11 protein-coding genes and 1 pseudogene are annotated in these 16185 nt (G+C 60.6%); 7 read left to right on the top strand and 5 right to left on the bottom strand.

What is annotated here, in order from left to right:
• Positions 1-34 precede the first annotated feature (34 nt).
• The 4 genes from ACS4RR_RS17790 to ppx all read left to right on the top strand — a co-directional run bounded on the left by ACS4RR_RS17790 (position 35) and on the right by ppx (position 5669).
• On the top strand, positions 35-1159 hold the full coding sequence (locus tag ACS4RR_RS17790; RefSeq protein ID WP_456189084.1) for an AI-2E family transporter: 1125 nt from the start codon (positions 35-37) through the stop codon (positions 1157-1159).
• Positions 1152-1865, top strand: coding sequence for a DnaA regulatory inactivator HdaA (hdaA, locus tag ACS4RR_RS17785; protein WP_407768178.1), 714 nt, complete (start codon positions 1152-1154; stop codon positions 1863-1865). Before ACS4RR_RS17790 ends, hdaA begins: the two co-directional genes overlap by 8 nt.
• A gap of 108 nt (positions 1866-1973) precedes the next feature.
• Positions 1974-4136, top strand: coding sequence for an RNA degradosome polyphosphate kinase (locus ACS4RR_RS17780; RefSeq protein ID WP_445944944.1), 2163 nt, complete (start codon positions 1974-1976; stop codon positions 4134-4136).
• A gap of 12 nt (positions 4137-4148) precedes the next feature.
• Complete coding sequence (ppx, locus tag ACS4RR_RS17775) at positions 4149-5669, top strand: exopolyphosphatase (RefSeq protein ID WP_170256750.1); 1521 nt, start codon at positions 4149-4151, stop codon at positions 5667-5669.
• Between the two features lie 317 nt (positions 5670-5986).
• Here the strand turns inward: ppx and ACS4RR_RS17770 are convergent, their stop codons facing one another.
• Positions 5987-7345: an esterase-like activity of phytase family protein gene (locus ACS4RR_RS17770; RefSeq protein ID WP_456189083.1), complete on the bottom strand. Its 1359-nt coding sequence runs from the start codon at positions 7343-7345 to the stop codon at positions 5987-5989.
• A gap of 154 nt (positions 7346-7499) precedes the next feature.
• Complete coding sequence (locus ACS4RR_RS17765) at positions 7500-8561, bottom strand: adenylate/guanylate cyclase domain-containing protein (protein WP_162117181.1); 1062 nt, start codon at positions 8559-8561, stop codon at positions 7500-7502.
• A gap of 230 nt (positions 8562-8791) precedes the next feature.
• Here ACS4RR_RS17765 and ACS4RR_RS17760 point away from each other — a divergent pair, with 230 nt between their 5' ends.
• Positions 8792-9928, top strand: a complete 1137-nt coding sequence (locus ACS4RR_RS17760) for a hypothetical protein (protein WP_456189082.1) — start codon at positions 8792-8794, stop codon at positions 9926-9928.
• 72 nt (positions 9929-10000) lie between these two features.
• On the opposite strand, the gene rnd is transcribed toward ACS4RR_RS17760, so the two are convergent.
• A complete protein-coding gene (gene rnd, locus ACS4RR_RS17755; protein WP_456189081.1) occupies positions 10001-11146 on the bottom strand; it encodes a ribonuclease D in 1146 nt (381 codons plus the stop codon).
• 161 nt (positions 11147-11307) lie between these two features.
• The gene (locus ACS4RR_RS17750) at positions 11308-12699 is read right to left on the bottom strand and encodes a multicopper oxidase family protein (protein WP_456189080.1); all 1392 of its coding nucleotides are present in this window, start codon (positions 12697-12699) and stop codon (positions 11308-11310) included.
• Between the two features lie 249 nt (positions 12700-12948).
• On the opposite strand from ACS4RR_RS17750, the gene aspS reads away from it, so the two are divergent.
• Both aspS and ACS4RR_RS17740 read left to right on the top strand, forming a co-directional pair.
• Positions 12949-14739, top strand: a complete 1791-nt coding sequence (gene aspS, locus ACS4RR_RS17745) for an aspartate--tRNA ligase (RefSeq protein ID WP_456189079.1) — start codon at positions 12949-12951, stop codon at positions 14737-14739.
• Positions 14740-14804: 65 nt separating this feature from the next.
• A pseudogene (locus ACS4RR_RS17740) lies at positions 14805-14915 on the top strand (TetR/AcrR family transcriptional regulator); the annotation flags it as partial.
• Positions 14916-14971: 56 nt separating this feature from the next.
• Here the strand turns inward: ACS4RR_RS17740 and ACS4RR_RS17735 are convergent.
• Positions 14972-16159: an aq_1923 C-terminal domain gene (locus ACS4RR_RS17735; protein ID WP_017963766.1), complete on the bottom strand. Its 1188-nt coding sequence runs from the start codon at positions 16157-16159 to the stop codon at positions 14972-14974.
• Between the last annotated feature and the right edge of the window lie 26 nt (positions 16160-16185).

The following is a 16185-nucleotide window of genomic DNA, read 5'->3' as shown; positions in this document are numbered from 1 at the left end:
GCCAGGCGGCGGCGAGCGACCAACGGGGAAGGCAATGCCACAGCAAGTCAGTGGAAACATTCTCAAGCGTCAGATATTCTTCTGGCTGGCGGTGCTCGTCTTTTTCATCGTCTTTCTCTATGTCTTCAGCTCGATCCTGCTACCCTTCATCGCCGGCATGGCGATCGCCTATTTCCTCGATCCGGTGGCCGACCGGCTGGAGCGCCTGGGTCTGAGCCGCATGATGGCGACCATCGGCATTCTCGTCGCCTTCGTCATCGTCTTCGCGCTGGCGCTGATGATCCTCATTCCAGTGCTGATCAGCCAGTTCAACGATTTCGCTCAGCGTCTGCCGGGTTATATCAGCCAATTACAGCAGTTCATCGCGCAGGCGCAAAATTCGCTGCTGCCGGACTGGGTCGAGAACCAGATGGGCACGATCAAGGACAATCTCTCCGGCATCCTGTCGGAGGGCATGGGTTTCCTCACCGGGCTCTTTGCGCAGATCTGGAATTCCGGCAAGGCGATCGTCGACGTCATATCGCTGCTCGTGGTCACCCCCGTCGTCGCCTTCTACATCCTGCTCGATTGGGACCGCATGGTTGCCAAGGTCGACCAATGGGTCCCGCGCGATTACGTCCGCGATGTCCGCCAGATCGCCAAGGAAATCGACCAGGCGATTGCCGGTTTCATCCGCGGCCAGGGCTCGCTCTGCCTCATCCTCGGCATCTATTATGCCGCCGGCCTCTCCCTCGTCGGGCTGAATTTCGGCCTGCTGATCGGTCTCTTCGCCGGCATGATCAGCTTCATTCCCTATGTCGGCTCGTTGGTTGGGCTCGTGCTGGCCGTCGGCGTCGCGCTTGTGCAGTTCTGGCCGGATTATCCGTGGATCGGCCTGGTGCTCGTCGTCTTCTTCAGTGGCCAGTTCCTCGAAGGCAACATTCTGCAGCCGAAGCTGGTCGGCTCGAGCGTCGGCCTGCATCCGGTCTGGCTGATGTTTGCGCTCTTTGCCTTTGGCGCGCTCTTCGGTTTCGTCGGGCTTCTGGTCGCCGTGCCGGCGGCGGCGGCCGTCGGCGTCCTTGTCCGCTTCGCACTTTCACGCTACCTTCAGAGCGATCTTTACTTTGGCGGGTCGCCCAGTAACCGCGCCCGGAAGACGAAATCAGTTCCTAATGAATGACGTGAAGAACGTTGATCCGAAGCGCAAGGCCGGAGAGCAGCTGCCGCTGGTCTTTTCGCACGATGCCGCAAGCGGGCGTGACGACCTCCTGATCTCGGAGCGTCTCGCCGCCGCCGTTTCGATCGTCGACGCCTGGCCGGCATGGCCATCGCCTGTCGTCGTGCTTGCCGGCCCCGTCGGCTCGGGAAAATCGCATCTCGCCCGCATCTGGCGGGAATTGAGCGACGCGGTGAGCATCCATCCCGAGCTTGGCTCGGATGCCGCGGTTGCCGCCGCCGCCGGGCCGGTGCTGTTCGAGGACGCCGACCGTCTTGGTTTCGACGACAACGCGCTCTTTCACGTCATTAACAGCGTCCGCGAAAATGGCACCAGCCTGTTGATCACCAGCCGTCTCTGGCCGATGTCGTGGCCAGTTTTGCTGCCCGATCTGCGCTCGCGCCTGAAAGCAGCGACCGTCGTCGAGATCGGCGAACCCGATGAGGCGCTGTTGTCGCAGGTGATCGTCAAGCTCTTCGCCGACCGGCAGCTTTATATAGATGACAAACTCGTGCTCTATATCGTCAACCGGATGGAGCGGTCGCTGAACGCGGCCCAGACGATCGTCGAAAGGCTTGACCGGCTGGCCCTGTCGCGGGGCACGAAAATCACCCGGTCTCTTGCTGCCGAAGTATTGAATGAATTGGGAAATTCGGAACCAGCCGATTGACTGTCACAGTTCCGTCGTCAAACTGATATAATTGCCTTTGGCGATTGAAAACGGGGTAAGCGGACCATGGACAGCGCAGTCGCAGAACATCAGGAACTCACTCCGGAAATCAACGACAACACCCCCCCGCTGGAAGAGCTGCTCAAGAGCCCCGAGCGCTTCATCAATCGAGAATTCTCCTGGCTGCAGTTCAATCGCCGTGTCCTGGAAGAAACGTTGAATACCGAGCATCCGCTGCTCGAGCGCGTCCGTTTCCTGTCGATTTCGGCCGCCAACCTCGATGAATTCTTCATGGTGCGTGTCGCCGGCCTCGAGGGCCAGGTACGCCAGAATATCGCCATCCGCAGCCCCGACGGCAAGACGCCGGCCGAGCAGCTCGATTCGATCCTGCAGGAGATCGACCATCTGCAGATGGAGCAGCAGGCCTCGCTCGCGGTGCTGCAACAATATCTCGCCAAGGAAGACATCTTGATCGTGCGCCCCGGCGCCTTGAGCGATGGCGACCGCCAGTGGCTGGCCGCCGAATTCGAACAGGCGATCTTTCCTGTTTTGACGCCGCTATCGATCGATCCGGCCCATCCGTTCCCCTTCATCCCGAATCTCGGCTTCTCGATCGGTCTGCAGCTCGTCAGCAAGAATGGCCGCGAACCGATGACCGCACTGCTGCGCCTGCCGGTGGCGCTCGACCGCTTCGTCCGCCTGCCGGATGATGGAAACACGATCCGCTACATCACGCTGGAAGATGTCGCCAACATCTTCATCCACCGGCTCTACCCGGGTTACGAGGTGCAGGGCTCCGGTACGTTCCGCGTCATCCGCGACAGCGATATCGAAGTCGAGGAAGAGGCCGAGGATCTCGTCCGCTTCTTCGAAACGGCGCTGAAGCGCCGCCGTCGCGGCAAGGTCATCCGCATCGAGACCGACTCGGAAATGCCGGCCTCGCTGCGCCAGTTCGTCGTCCAGGCGCTGAGTATCCCCGACAACCGCGTCGCCGTTCTGCCGGGTCTTCTGGCGCTGAACACGCTGTCGGAGATTACCAAAGCGCCGCGCGACGATCTCAGGTTTGCCCCCTACAATGCGCGATTTCCCGAGCGCGTCCGCGAGCACGCCGGCGACTGCTTCGCAGCCATCCGGGAAAAGGACATGGTTGTCCATCACCCCTACGAATCTTTCGACGTGGTGGTCCAGTTTCTTCTCCAGGCTGCGCGCGATCCTGACGTCCTGGCGATAAAGCAGACGCTTTACCGCACCTCCAACGACAGCCCGATCGTTCGCGCGCTGATCGATGCCGCCGAAGCCGGCAAGTCGGTGACGGCGCTGGTCGAGCTCAAGGCCCGCTTCGACGAAGAGGCGAACATCCGTTGGGCGCGCGACCTCGAACGTGCCGGCGTCCAGGTCGTCTTCGGTTTCATCGAGCTCAAGACCCACGCCAAGATGTCGCTGGTCGTCCGTCGCGAGGATGGCAAACTGCGCACCTATTGCCATCTTGGCACCGGCAACTATCACCCGATCACCGCGAAGATCTATACCGATCTATCCTACTTCACCTGCAATCCCGTCATCGCCCACGATATGGCGAACATCTTCAACTTCATCACCGGCTACGGTGAGCCGGAACAGGGTATGCAGCTCGCGATCTCGCCCTATACGATGCGCTCGCGCATCCTGCGTCACATCGAGGAAGAGGTCCAGCATGCCAGGAACGGCGCGCCGGCAGCGATCTGGATGAAGATGAATTCGCTTGTCGATCCTGACATCATCGATGCGCTCTATCGCGCCAGCCATGCCGGCGTCGAGATCGATCTCGTCGTGCGCGGCATCTGCTGCCTGCGTCCGCAGGTGCCCGGCCTTTCGGAAAAGATCCGCGTTAAGTCGATTGTCGGCCGCTTCCTCGAACACAGCCGCATCTTCTGCTTCGGCAACGGCCACGGCCTGCCGTCCGACAAGGCGCTGGTTTACATCGGCTCGGCCGACATGATGCCGCGAAACCTCGATCGCCGTGTGGAAACGATGGTTCCATTGACGAATCCGACGGTTCACGAGCAGGTCTTGTCACAGATTATGCTCGGCAACGTGATTGACAATCAACAAAGCTACGAGATATTGCCCGACGGTACGTCGCGACGCATGGAAGTGCGCAGGGGCGAAGAACCGTTCAATGCGCAGCAATATTTCATGACCAATCCGAGCCTGTCAGGCCGTGGTGAAGCTCTGAAGTCCAGTGCGCCGAAGCTGATCGCCGGCCTGCTCGAAGGCCGCAACAACAAGTAAAACTGGACCTAAATGGTTGAATCTGAAGCCCAGGGGCGCCTTCCGGGGATCGCCCCGGTCTCCGTCGTCGATATTGGATCGAATTCCATTCGTCTTGTCGTCTACGAAGGCATGTCCCGTTCGCCAACCGTCCTCTTCAACGAAAAGGTCCTCTGCGGCCTGGGCAAAGGCGTCGCCCTTACCGGCAAGATGGACGAAGACAGTGTCGGCCGGGCTCTGGCGGCGCTGCACCGTTTCAAGGCTCTGTCAGATCAGGCGCGCGCCGCCACCATGTATGTGCTGGCGACGGCGGCCGCGCGCGAGGCGAGCAACGGTCCTGATTTCATCCATCAGGCGGAAACCATCCTGAACCGCAAGGTCCGCGTGCTCTCGGGCGAGGAGGAGGCAAAATTCGCCTCGCTCGGCATCATCAGCGGTTTCTATAATCCTGACGGCATTGCCGGCGATCTCGGCGGCGGCTCGCTGGAGTTGATCGATATCAAGGGCAAAGAGGTCGGCAAGGGCATCACGCTGCCGCTCGGTGGCCTGCGCCTGTCGGAATATGCCGGCGGCTCGCTTTCCAAGGCCCAGACCTTTGCCCGCAAGCAGCTGAAGACGGCAAAACTGTTGTCGAAAGGCGAGGGGCGCACCTTCTACGCCGTCGGCGGCACCTGGCGAAACATCGCCAAGCTGCACATGGAAATCACCCATTATCCGCTGCACATGATGCAGGGTTATGAAGTGCCGCTCGAAGGAATGATGCAGTTCCTCGACCAGGTGGTTGCCGCGCGCGACTCCAGGGAGCCGGCGCTGCAGGCCGTTTCCAAGCACCGCCGGTCACTGCTGCCCTTCGGCGCCGTCGCCATGAAGGAAGTGCTGAGCGCGATGATGCCGTCGGTGATTTCCTTCTCGGCGCAGGGTGTGCGCGAGGGATATCTTTATTCGCTGCTGTCGGAGGCCGAGCGCCGCCTGGATCCGCTGCTTGCCGCCGCCGGCGAACTGGCGATCCTGCGTGCCCGTTCGCCGGAGCATGCGCGCGAGCTCGCGGAATGGACCGGCCGCATGATGCCCCTCTTCGGCATCCAGGAAACCGAAGAGGAAAGCCGCTACCGTCAGGCCGCCTGTCTGCTTGCCGATATCAGCTGGCGCGCTCATCCTGACTATCGCGGCCTGCAGGCGCTGAACGTCATCGCCCACTCTTCCTTCGTCGGCATCAGTCACCCCGGCCGCGCCTTCATCGCGCTTTCCAACTATTACCGTTTTGAAGGCCTGCATGACGACGGCGCCACCGGTCCGCTGGCGCAGATCGCTACGCCCCAGCTCGTCGAGCGCGCCAAGCTGCTCGGCGGCATGCTGCGCGTCGTCTACCTCTTCTCGGCTTCGATGCCCGGCATCGTCAAGAACCTGACCTTCCGCAAATCATCGAGCCCAGACCTCGACCTCGAATTCGTCGTGCCTCCCGAATATCGCGATTTCGCCGGCGAACGCCTGGACGGCCGCCTGCAGCAGCTGTCGAGGCTGACGAACAAGCGGTTGGCATTTCGGTTCGAATAGGTTTGATTTACAACTCGACTCGTGCCGAGCAGGCCCCCCTGTGGCCTGCCGGCCATCTCCCCCACAGGTGGGGAGATCACAAGTGGCATGACCTTCCCGCATCTTGAACGTCAAGCCGAGCTGAGCCGCTGTTGTTTTGGGCGAGTCGTTGCGCCCAGCCAATCTCCCCACCTGTGGGGGGTCCGAAGGACGGGTCGAGACGCGTGGCTCGACCCGGGCCCGGCAGGGCAGAGAGGGGCACACACGGCATTCCGCCAAATATCAACCACCAAAAAGGGCGGCGCCCACGCACCGCCCTCTATCTATATCAACCCAAACTACTTCGCGTTCAGGAACTCCCCGACTTCCAGCAGGCTGAACTCGTTATTGTCGGCCTTGTCGACGGCGCGGCCGGCCGAGAAGGGCAGGTTGTTGTCGTTGCCGATGATGATGTGCGTGGCGTCGACGCGGTCGACGTTTTCGATCGTCACGAACGGCATGTCGTAGACGGCGTCCTTGCCGCCGGCCTTCTTCTTGTTGTCGGGGTCCTGGATGTTCAGCAGGTCGATATAGCCGATCTTGCGGACGGCCTTGTCGACATTGGCGTCGTTGAATTCGATCTTATAGATCCGCTTCAGCACGGCCGGAGCTTCGAAGCAGTCCGGCTTCGGCTGCTTCGGATCGGCGCAGGCCTTGTCCGTTGTGCCGGCACCGTTATCGCGCTCGATGACGAGAGCGGTCGTCTCGTCGAGCATGTTGAAGTCGCCGATCGAGACACCCTTGTCTTCGAACGGATAGAGCCAGCTGCGGCCGGTCCACTTCTTGGAGGCGACGTCGAACTCGATGACGCGGACGGCGGTGTGGCCATCGATGGTTTCCACCGTGCCGTCATCCTTGTAGATGGCGCCTTCGAGCAGGCCGTATAGCTTGGCGCCGTCCTTCGACATGGCGAGGCCTTCGAAGCCGCCGGACCGCTTCAGATTGAAGACCGGCATCTTGGCGGCCGGGTTTGATGGAACCGAGAGAAGCGGATTGTCGGGCGAAAGCACCGGTTTGCCGTCGAGCGTCGTCGGAATGACGTCGGTCAGGCGGCCTGATGTGTCGAACTTCAGGATGTAGGGACCGAATTCGTCTCCGAGCCAGAAGCCGTCGGCAACCGGCTGGATCGATTCGATGTCGAAGTCGGCGCCGGTGAGATAACGCGTGTCGCTGCCTTCAAGCACGATCGGGAACGGGGCGATCTTATTGGGGTCGGAAAGGAATAGGTTCTTGACGACTTCAGCCTTGTTGCCGGCCCAGTCGAACTTCATCTGGTGCAGGAAGAGCATGGAATCTGACGAGTTGGACTTCGAGCCGAAGCCGTTGTCGGAGAGTGTCCAGAAGGTGCCGTCGGCCATCGTCTTAACGCCCGAGAAACCCTGGATCGGCTGGCCGTCGAAGGGAAGCTTCAGATCGGTGATGCGGGCGCCGTCCTTGCCGGGAACCGTGCCGAGCGCTTCGGTGCGCTTGCGGTCCGGCGTCGTAAACTTGCCGGAATGCTTGACGAATTCGGGGGCATCGGCCGGTGCCGGAACCATGGTGTTGGCAGGCAGGATCGCCTGGCCGGCGAGCTTGGCCGGGAACTGCTGCTGGTCGGCCGATGCGGAGCCTGCGACCAGGATGAAAAGCGATACGGAAGCAAAAAGGACGTTCTTCATAATATCCCCGTGGAACGGATTGCAAAGGTCTTCCGCTTAGCAGGGCTTCCGTGTCAGCGAATTGACGGTTGGGTGAAGCTTTGGTGACGTACTTACAGCGCCGCGCGTCTTTCTCAGACGCACAAAGGACGCTGTAACACTTTGAATTTACGCATCAGCCGTGCAGAACGACCGCCGGCGTGTTCAGCACGGTGACCGCGCGCGAGGTAAGCGCCATGACGCCGAGCGCCTGGCCGCGTCCCTTCACAGCATGGGTGCCGAGATCCTCGCAGGTGATGTCGTCGGGAAAATTCATGCGCCGGGCAAGCTCGCTGGAGATCAGAACCGATCGGTTCAGACTGCGGCAGAGTGTCTCCAGCCGGGCGGTGGTGTTCACCGTATCGCCGAAATAGCTGATCTTGTGATGATCGACGCCGATTTCGGCGGTGATGATCTCGCCGCCGTGAAGGGCGGCGCGGAGCTTTGGCACCTGCCCGTAATTTTTCCGCCAGCCGGCGGCATTGGCTTCGATGTCGGCAAGGATATCGAAGATGCAGCGCACACAACGTGCATCCTTGACGCCGCGGGCAAGCGGCCAGGTGATGATCGCCGCATCGCCGACATAGTCGTTGATCATGCCCTTGTGGCGCCTGACGGGCTCGGCGAAGGCCGCAAACAGCGAGTTCAGCAGTTGTTGCGCCCTGAGGTCGCCGTGCTTCTCGGCAAAAGCCGTCGAATCGACGAGGTCGATGAACAGGAAGACGCGCTCTTCCTTGACCGGATTGCGGTAGCGGCTGATGAGCATGCTGAGGAAGACTTCACGACCAAGCAGTTCTCGCACGCGCAAGACGAAGATCAGCATCGTGCAGACCGCAAGCGCATACAGGAACACCTCGAACGGCATGATGACGAGGTCGAGGAGCGACGCCGGCTTCAGCATGCCGAGCGACCAGAGCAACAGGCCGGCGCAGGCAAAGCCGATGCTCATCAGGATTTCGTAGATCACCAGTTCGGTGATGATGAAGGCGAAGGTCGGCAGCTTTTGGATGCGTCTATAGAGCGCCCGAAATAGCACCTTGCGCTCGAAGGCGAGAATCGGCATGCCGATGAACAGCGCGAAGATCGCCCCAATAACCGGCGTCTGATTGGAGTAGAACATCAGATCATAGACGACGCCGCTGGCCGCGAGGACGATCGCGATGAGGATCCAATTCTGTGTCGGAGATATTTCCTGCATGCCGCCTCTGCGCCGTGAGTTTTCCCCGGCCATTGTTTCAGGCCGGAAAAAACCGTCAAGCGAATTCGAAATTACAGCGCAGCGCGTCTTTTAGAGGCGGCGGCGCTTGTTCCGAAGCCAATTCGCCGACTTTGTTGGGCCACGTGATTGCCTCTGCAACATCTTGTCAATCTCAAGTCGCCGCCGTATTGCTATCAATAGTTGTGGGCGCCTTCCTGCACAGGAGTATCATGTACAGATTGATAGTTTTCTCAGTGATCACGATCGCGGCTGGCTCCGCACATGCGAGCGGGGTTCCGTTTTTCACCAGTCCTGATGTGCCCGATTATTCCGCAAAGATGATCGTGCGTGATACCTATAATGACGAAGGGGGCCGCCAACGGGTCGTCCAACATCACAACGGCTGGACGCATGTTGAAGAGGACAGACGCGAAGAAACGAACATTTATTACGGACACTTCTTCAAGAACGTTGTTCTGACGGCAACCAGGAAGAATGGTGAGATCTCGTCAATCGAGGTCAGACAGGTCGAACCGTCTCAGGACTATAACGGCATCACGGAGGTCAAGGAAACCGATGATGTCGAGGCCATCGGCGGTGAGCAGTGTCGTTGGCGGGAGATTGTTCGGAAAATGAATAAGGACGGGTCCGGGCCTGTTTGGTTAACTTGCCTGACCGGCGACGGAATAGAGGTCGCGACGAAGGTACTTTTCTCCAGTCGAGAGGTGATGTCCGAGACGCGGTTGGTTGAACTGCAGCGCGGGCCTGTGCCGGGGGCGGCGGTACGACCACCTATGCAGCTTTTTGAAGCCGGTACCTGGCTCAAACCATTGCCAAGCTATGACGATTACACTCCAAATGCTGGAGACTTTGAGGCGAAGCTGGTCAGCCACAGATCCAAAGAGAGGCTGTTGCGTCATTATCCCTGGTGGCTCCGACAGCGTGACCGCGAGGATGGATCAATCCTGATCACCGTCTGGAACGAACTCGAAGACCAAGGGCTCCAATATTCCGAATCCAAGGGTGAGCGCAGGTTCGAAGCTATCCGCTCCTCCTCCAATCCCGGGCCGTTCTCCAAGAGATTCGACATGGTGTCCGGGATGGTCGACATGAGAAAACAGGATCGGCTGCTCGGCGAAGACTGCGCATGGTATAACCGGACACCGGATTCCGCTGATGCAGGTCTGATGCAATGTCTGACTTCGGACGGTATACCGCTGATTGATGAACACTGGTCCGGCTGGGGTGACGGCGAGATATTCAAAATAGTGGCGTTAACGCGCCGGCCTGTGAGCATGGATGAAATGCAACCGCCTCGTGATTACCTCGAGCCTGCTGCCTGGGGATTTATCAAGCCCCAATACTAGAGATATAAGGTAGTAGCCTAAAACAAGGCAATGGCTTAGCCGTGAATGGCTAAGCTTTGATATGCAGCCGTCTCAGAGGCTGACGGTCTCGACCTTCCGCCCGACGAAGCGCAGGGCGATCGCGCCCTGGATCAGCTGCAGTGCCGGCTCGCCGAAAAGATCGCGCCGCCAGCCGTGCAGGGCAGCGACTTCCGCCTTCTCGCCCTCGGCTGCGATCTTGTCGAGATCCTCGCTGTTGGCGATCACCTTCGGCGCCACGCCGTGTTTTTCCGAAATCAGCTTCAGCAGCACCTTCAACAATTCGACGGCAGCAGCGGCCCCTTCGGGCGCCTGCGCCTGGCGCGGCACATGCGGCATATCGGCCTTCGGAAGATCAAGAGCGGTGTTGACGGCCTCAACGACCGCAGCGCCGGAGACCGAGCGCTCCCAGCCCTTCGGAATGGTGCGCAGCCGGCCGAGCGCCTCGGTATCCTTGGGCTGCTGCTGGGCGATTTCGTAGATCGCATCGTCCTTCAGCACCCGCGAACGCGGCACGTTGCGGGCCCGCGCCTCGCGTTCGCGCCAGGCGGCGACATATTTGAGGATCGCCAGCTCCTGCGGCTTGCGCAGGCGCATCTTCAGCCGCTGCCATGCATCGTCGGGATGCATGTCGTAGGTTTCGCGCGACTCGAGAATGTCCATTTCCTCGGAGAGCCAGGAGGTGCGGCCTTCGCGATCAAGTTCCGCCTTCAGCGACAGGTAGACGTCGCGCAGGTGGGTGACGTCGGCCAGTGCATAATCCAGCTGTTTGTCCGATAGCGGCCGGCGGCTCCAGTCGGTGAAGCGCGACGACTTGTCGATATGCACGTTCTTGATACGGCTGACCAACTGGTCATAGGAGACGCTGTCGCCGAAGCCGCAGACCATGGCGGCGACCTGCGTGTCGAAGATCGGATGCGGAATGAGATTGCCGCGATTGAAGATGATTTCGATGTCTTGGCGGGCCGCATGAAAGACCTTCAGCACCTTCGTATCGGCCATCAGCTCGAAGAAGGGGGCGAGATCGATGCCCTTGGCCAGCGGATCGACGAGAACTTCCGTCGTTGGGCTTGCCATCTGAATCAGGCAGAGCTCCGGCCAGAAGGTCGTTTCGCGCAGGAATTCGGTGTCGATGGTGATGAAGTCGGACTTGGCCAGCTCTTTGCAGGCGGCCGCCAAATCGGCGGTGGTTTCGATCATATCATTTCATTCGCAAGGAAAAGGTCGGTTAAACCTTCCTTCTCCTTTCGGTTCGATATGTCAATACAACAGCATACGCTTCGAGCATTGCTGGCTAAGAATCACGTCCAAACTGAGGCAAGGCGCCAAGCACAGCCCAACCTCAGTGAAAGCGCACTGCCTCAGCTTACCCTGAGATAGCTCGTCATCCCCGTCTTCTGATGCTCGATGATATGGCAATGCAGCAGCCAGTCGCCGGGATTGTCGGCGACGAAGGCAAGCTGCACCTTCTCGTCCGGCTGGATGAGATAGGTATCTGACACCAGCGGCATCACCTGCCGCGTCGAGGAGGAGATCACCGTGAAGCTCACCCCGTGCAGATGGATCGGATGCGCATGCGGGGTGGTATTTTCGAGATTGAAGACATAGCTCTTGCCGAGCTTCAATTCCGCAAGCGGCGCTGTCGGATCGGGCGTGTCGCCTGGCCACGGCACCTTGTTGATTGCCCAGAAACTGTAGCCGAGCGTGCCGCAGATGCTTTCGACGCTAGCATTCTCGGCAGTGGCGCTCAGTATCAGCGGGATCTGCTCGGCGGCGGTTAGATCGGCCTTCTGGACGGGGTTGTCGACAAGCGGCCCGAGATCGCCGATGGCGCGCTTCAATGATGATCCGACCGCGCGCAGGCTGGCGATCGTCTTCGGCGTCGTGCCGCGGATATCTTCCAGCGTCGCGATCGCGCCTTCGCCGTCGGGCATGCGCACGGCAAGATCGAGCCGCTGGCCCGGTCCGATCTGCAGCAGGTCGAGGGAAAAACGCTTCGGCACCGGATTGCCGTCGATCGCAATCACGGTGGCGTCGGCGCCTTCCATCTTCAGGGAGAAGATCCGCGTTACGTCGGTGACCGCGATGCGCAGCCGAACCAGCCCGCCGGCTGGCGCGTCGTATCGCGGTTCCTGATGCCAGTTGGCGGTGCGCACCGTGCCGTAGGTGCCGGTCTTGGCCGCATCGCGCGGGCGGAAGGGGGCGATGAATTGGCCGTCGCCGCCGAGCCGCCAGTCGCGCAGGTTCAGCACCACCTCCGCATCGAACTCCGGATCGGCCGGGTTCTCGACGACGATGACGCCGGTCATGCCGTGTCCCATCTGCGTCAGCGTGTTACAATGCGGATGATACCAGAAGGTGCCGGCGTCGGGCGGCGTGAAGGCATAATCGAAGCTGTCGCCGGTATAGACGTAGGGCTGCGTCATGAAGGGCACGCCGTCCATTCGGTTGTCGATGCGAAGCCCGTGCCAATGGATCGTTGTCGGCTCGTCGAGCCCGTTGGTCAGCCGTGCCGCATAGGGCCGGCCCTTGGTCATTCTGAGAACCGGCGGCATGCCGTCATTGCCCCAGCTCATGATATCTTTGGTCGGGCCCGCTTCCGTCAGCATGGCCTCGGTTTTCAAGGCTTTCAGCAGCTGCGGCTCCGGTGCCGCCTCCGCAAGCCCGAATCTGCCGGCGATGCCGATGCCCACTCCATAAGCGCCGGCGACGGCGGACGCCTTCAGGAGATTGCGGCGGGTGAGAAGAGGCATGGGATGCTCCGCGGTGACGATGCCGACCCTTTTAAAGTTGACTGGAGCCTTCAGCAATACGCGAAGCGCAGCCAAACTGCCGCAGTGCTCTCCGCCGCAGCCTCGCCATAAACGCCTGCCAAACGTCCGGCCGCGTGCGCCAAGCCTTGACAAATCGGAGCGTCCATGCGCTTTTCCGCCCGATTTTCTTGTCGGCGCTTGAGGGTTCTTGGAACCCTTGCTGCCGTCTCAAGCCCAGGATTTGAGATCATGCATCGCTACCGCAGCCACACATGTGCCGCCCTCCGCAAGTCGGATGTCGGCTCGACCGTCCGTATTTCAGGCTGGGTCCACCGCGTTCGCGACCATGGCGGCGTTCTCTTCATCGACCTTCGCGACCATTACGGCATCACCCAGGTCGTTGCCGATCCCGACAGCCCGGCCTTCAAGCTGGCGGAAACTGTGCGTGGCGAATGGGTCATCCGTATCGACGGCCTCGTCAAGGCCCGCACCGAAGATACCGTCAACAAGACCATGGCAACAGGCGAGATCGAGCTCTACGCGCAGGAGATCGAAATCCTCTCCGCCGCCAAGGAATTGCCGCTGCCGGTCTTCGGCGAGCCGGACTATCCCGAAGACGTCCGCCTCAAATATCGCTTCCTCGACCTTCGCCGCGAAACGCTGCATCGGAACATCGTCAAGCGCACCCAGGTCATCTCGGCCATGCGCCGCGAAATGAGCAATGTCGGCTTCACCGAATATACGACGCCGATCCTGACGGCTTCCTCGCCGGAAGGCGCGCGCGACTTCCTGGTGCCGAGCCGCATCCATCCCGGCACCTTCTACGCGCTGCCGCAGGCGCCGCAGCAGTATAAGCAGCTGCTGATGGTGGCGGGTTTCGACCGCTACTTCCAGATTGCGCCGTGCTTCCGCGATGAAGACCCGCGCGCCGACCGCCTGCCGGGCGAATTCTACCAGCTCGACCTTGAAATGAGCTTCGTCACCCAGGAAGACGTCTGGAACACGATCGGTCCGTTGATGACCAACATTTTCGAAGAGTTCGCCGACGGCAAGCCGGTCACCAAGGAATGGCCGCGCATCCCCTATGACGAGGCGATCCGTAAATATGGTTCGGACAAGCCGGACCTGCGCAATCCCATCGTCATGGAAGCTGTGACCGAACATTTCGCCGGCTCCGGCTTCAAGGTCTTCGCCGGCATGATCGCCTCGAACCCGAAGGTCGAGATCTGGGCGATCCCGGCAAAGACCGGCGGTTCCAGAGCGTTCTGCGATCGTATGAATGCCTGGGCGCAGTCGACTGGTCAGCCTGGTCTCGGTTACATCTTCTGGCGCAAGGAAGGTGACAAGCTCGAGGGCGCCGGCCCGCTTGCAAAGAACATCGGTGAGGAGCGCACCGACGCGATCCGTACCCAGCTCGGCCTCGATGACGGTGACGCCTGCTTCTTCGTTGCCGGCGATCCGGCCAAGTTCTACAAGTTTGCCGGTGAAGCCCGCACCAAGGCCGGCGAAGAGCTGAACCTTGTCGACCGCGACCGTTTCGAACTCTGCTGGATCGTCGACTTCCCGTTCTTCGAATGGAGCGAGGAAGAAAAGAAGGTCGATTTCGCCCACAATCCGTTCTCGATGCCGCAGGGCGGCCTCGATGCGCTTCAGAACCAGGATCCGCTGACCATCAAGGCGTTCCAGTATGACGCCGTCTGCAACGGCTTCGAAATCGCCTCGGGGTCGATCCGTAACCAATCGCCGGAAACCATGGTCGCCGCCTTCGAGAAGGTCGGCCTCAGCCAGCAGGATGTCGAGGATCGTTTCGGCGGCCTCTACCGTGCCTTCCAGTATGGCGCGCCCCCGCATGGCGGTGCTGCCTTCGGTATCGACCGTATCATCATGCTGCTCGTCGGCGCGAAGAACCTGCGCGAAATCTCGCTGTTCCCGATGAACCAGCAGGCCCAGGACCTTCTGATGGGCGCGCCGAGCCCGGCAACGCCGACGCAGCTGCGCGAGCTCTCGATCCGGCCGATCCCGCCGGTCAAGAAGGACTGAGATCGCCTGATCCCGAGTGCAAACGCCCGACAATCGCCGGGCTTTTCTTTTGGTTCGGTCGCTCAGGCGCCATCATTCAGGGAATGTCGGTGCAGGCGAGGGACGGAGCATCCCGCGGGCAATTGCTTGATATCGCAGCCCTTGCCATTTCTGAAGTCGCCCGGCACCGCGCCTGAATACGAAAAGGCCCGGCAGAAGGACTGCCGGGCCTTTCATCGCAAGATCGAAGCGATCAGTCGTTGGCGGTCACCTTGACGCCAAGCACCTGCGGCAGCGTATTCGGAGCGCCCATGGCGGCGCCCACGATCGTCGGGAACGGCACCGGCTTTTCAGGAGCGGCCTTGACGGTCAGGCTCTTCGGGTCGTCGAGGAAGGTGTTGACGGCAGCCGAAACGGCGTTCTGCAGTTCCGGGATATTGAGCTGCGCCAGCATGATCGGCGTCATCGCCTTCAGCGAATCCGCCATCTGCTTGCCCGATATGTTCTGCTGCGAACCGGCATAATCGAGCGCGCGCTTGGTGATCGAGGCATCTTCGAAGCGCACCTGCGCCGCCTCGAAGGACAGCTGCTGCATCAGGCCGAGCATGGCAAGGCCAAGCGCCTGCTGCGACTGTTCCTTGTTCGCACCGGCTTCGGATTGCTTCATCGCATCCTGCATCGATTTCATGAAGGCCATCGTGTAGCCGGAGAATTTGAAGCCGAGGTTCAGCTTGCCGATGTTGGTGAAGTCGAACGCCAACTCAGAAATGTCGATCGTGCCGGGGGCGAGTTCCCAGGCGCCCTTCATGGTGATGTCGCCCTGGATGTGCTGCAGGGCGAGCTTCTCGATCGCGTCCTTGCTCTGCGGATCTTCGGCTTTGCTGAGATCGGCCTTCATGCTTTTGAAGGCGCCGTCAAAATCGAAGCCGGATTCGTCTTCACGCAGTGTCAGATTGACGTCGCTTTCGAGCAGCGAGAACATTTCCTCGCCGTCCTTGACCACCTTCAGCGGGCCGGTATGGGCGGTCTCGTAAAGCATCATGGTATCGAGCGTATCGCCGCCCGCCGTTGCCGGGACCGAGATGCCGCCAAGCGTCAGTCCTTCCGCCGTCACCGTGACGCCGTCTTCCGTCTTGTTGATGTCGGGGAAGGCGGCTTCTTCGATGTAATAGCCGCCATCCTCGTCTTCTTCGACGCCCGATAGGGTGACCTCGCCGATGGGCAGGCTTTCGCCGTTGGCCGGTTTGACGCTGACATTCTTCAATGTCACGGTCGTGCCATCGATATCGACGCCGTCGGCCGAAATCGTTCCGCCCTGCGCGGCATAGGCAGCGTTGATCTTTTTCAGCAGGTCGGCGCTGTCGAGAGCGAAAGCCGAGCCGGCAAGTGAGAAAAAGGCGGCGCCCGACAGCATCAGCCGCGTTGTCCGGTAAAAATTCATGGGGTGATTCCTCTGGTGGCGTGGTG

The organism is Rhizobium zaerense (genome assembly GCF_051810725.1).
GTDB classification, from domain to species: domain Bacteria; phylum Pseudomonadota; class Alphaproteobacteria; order Rhizobiales; family Rhizobiaceae; genus Rhizobium; species Rhizobium leguminosarum_I.
The sequence above is the reverse complement of the archived record's forward strand: the minus strand, read 5'-3'. Positions and strand labels throughout refer to the sequence as shown.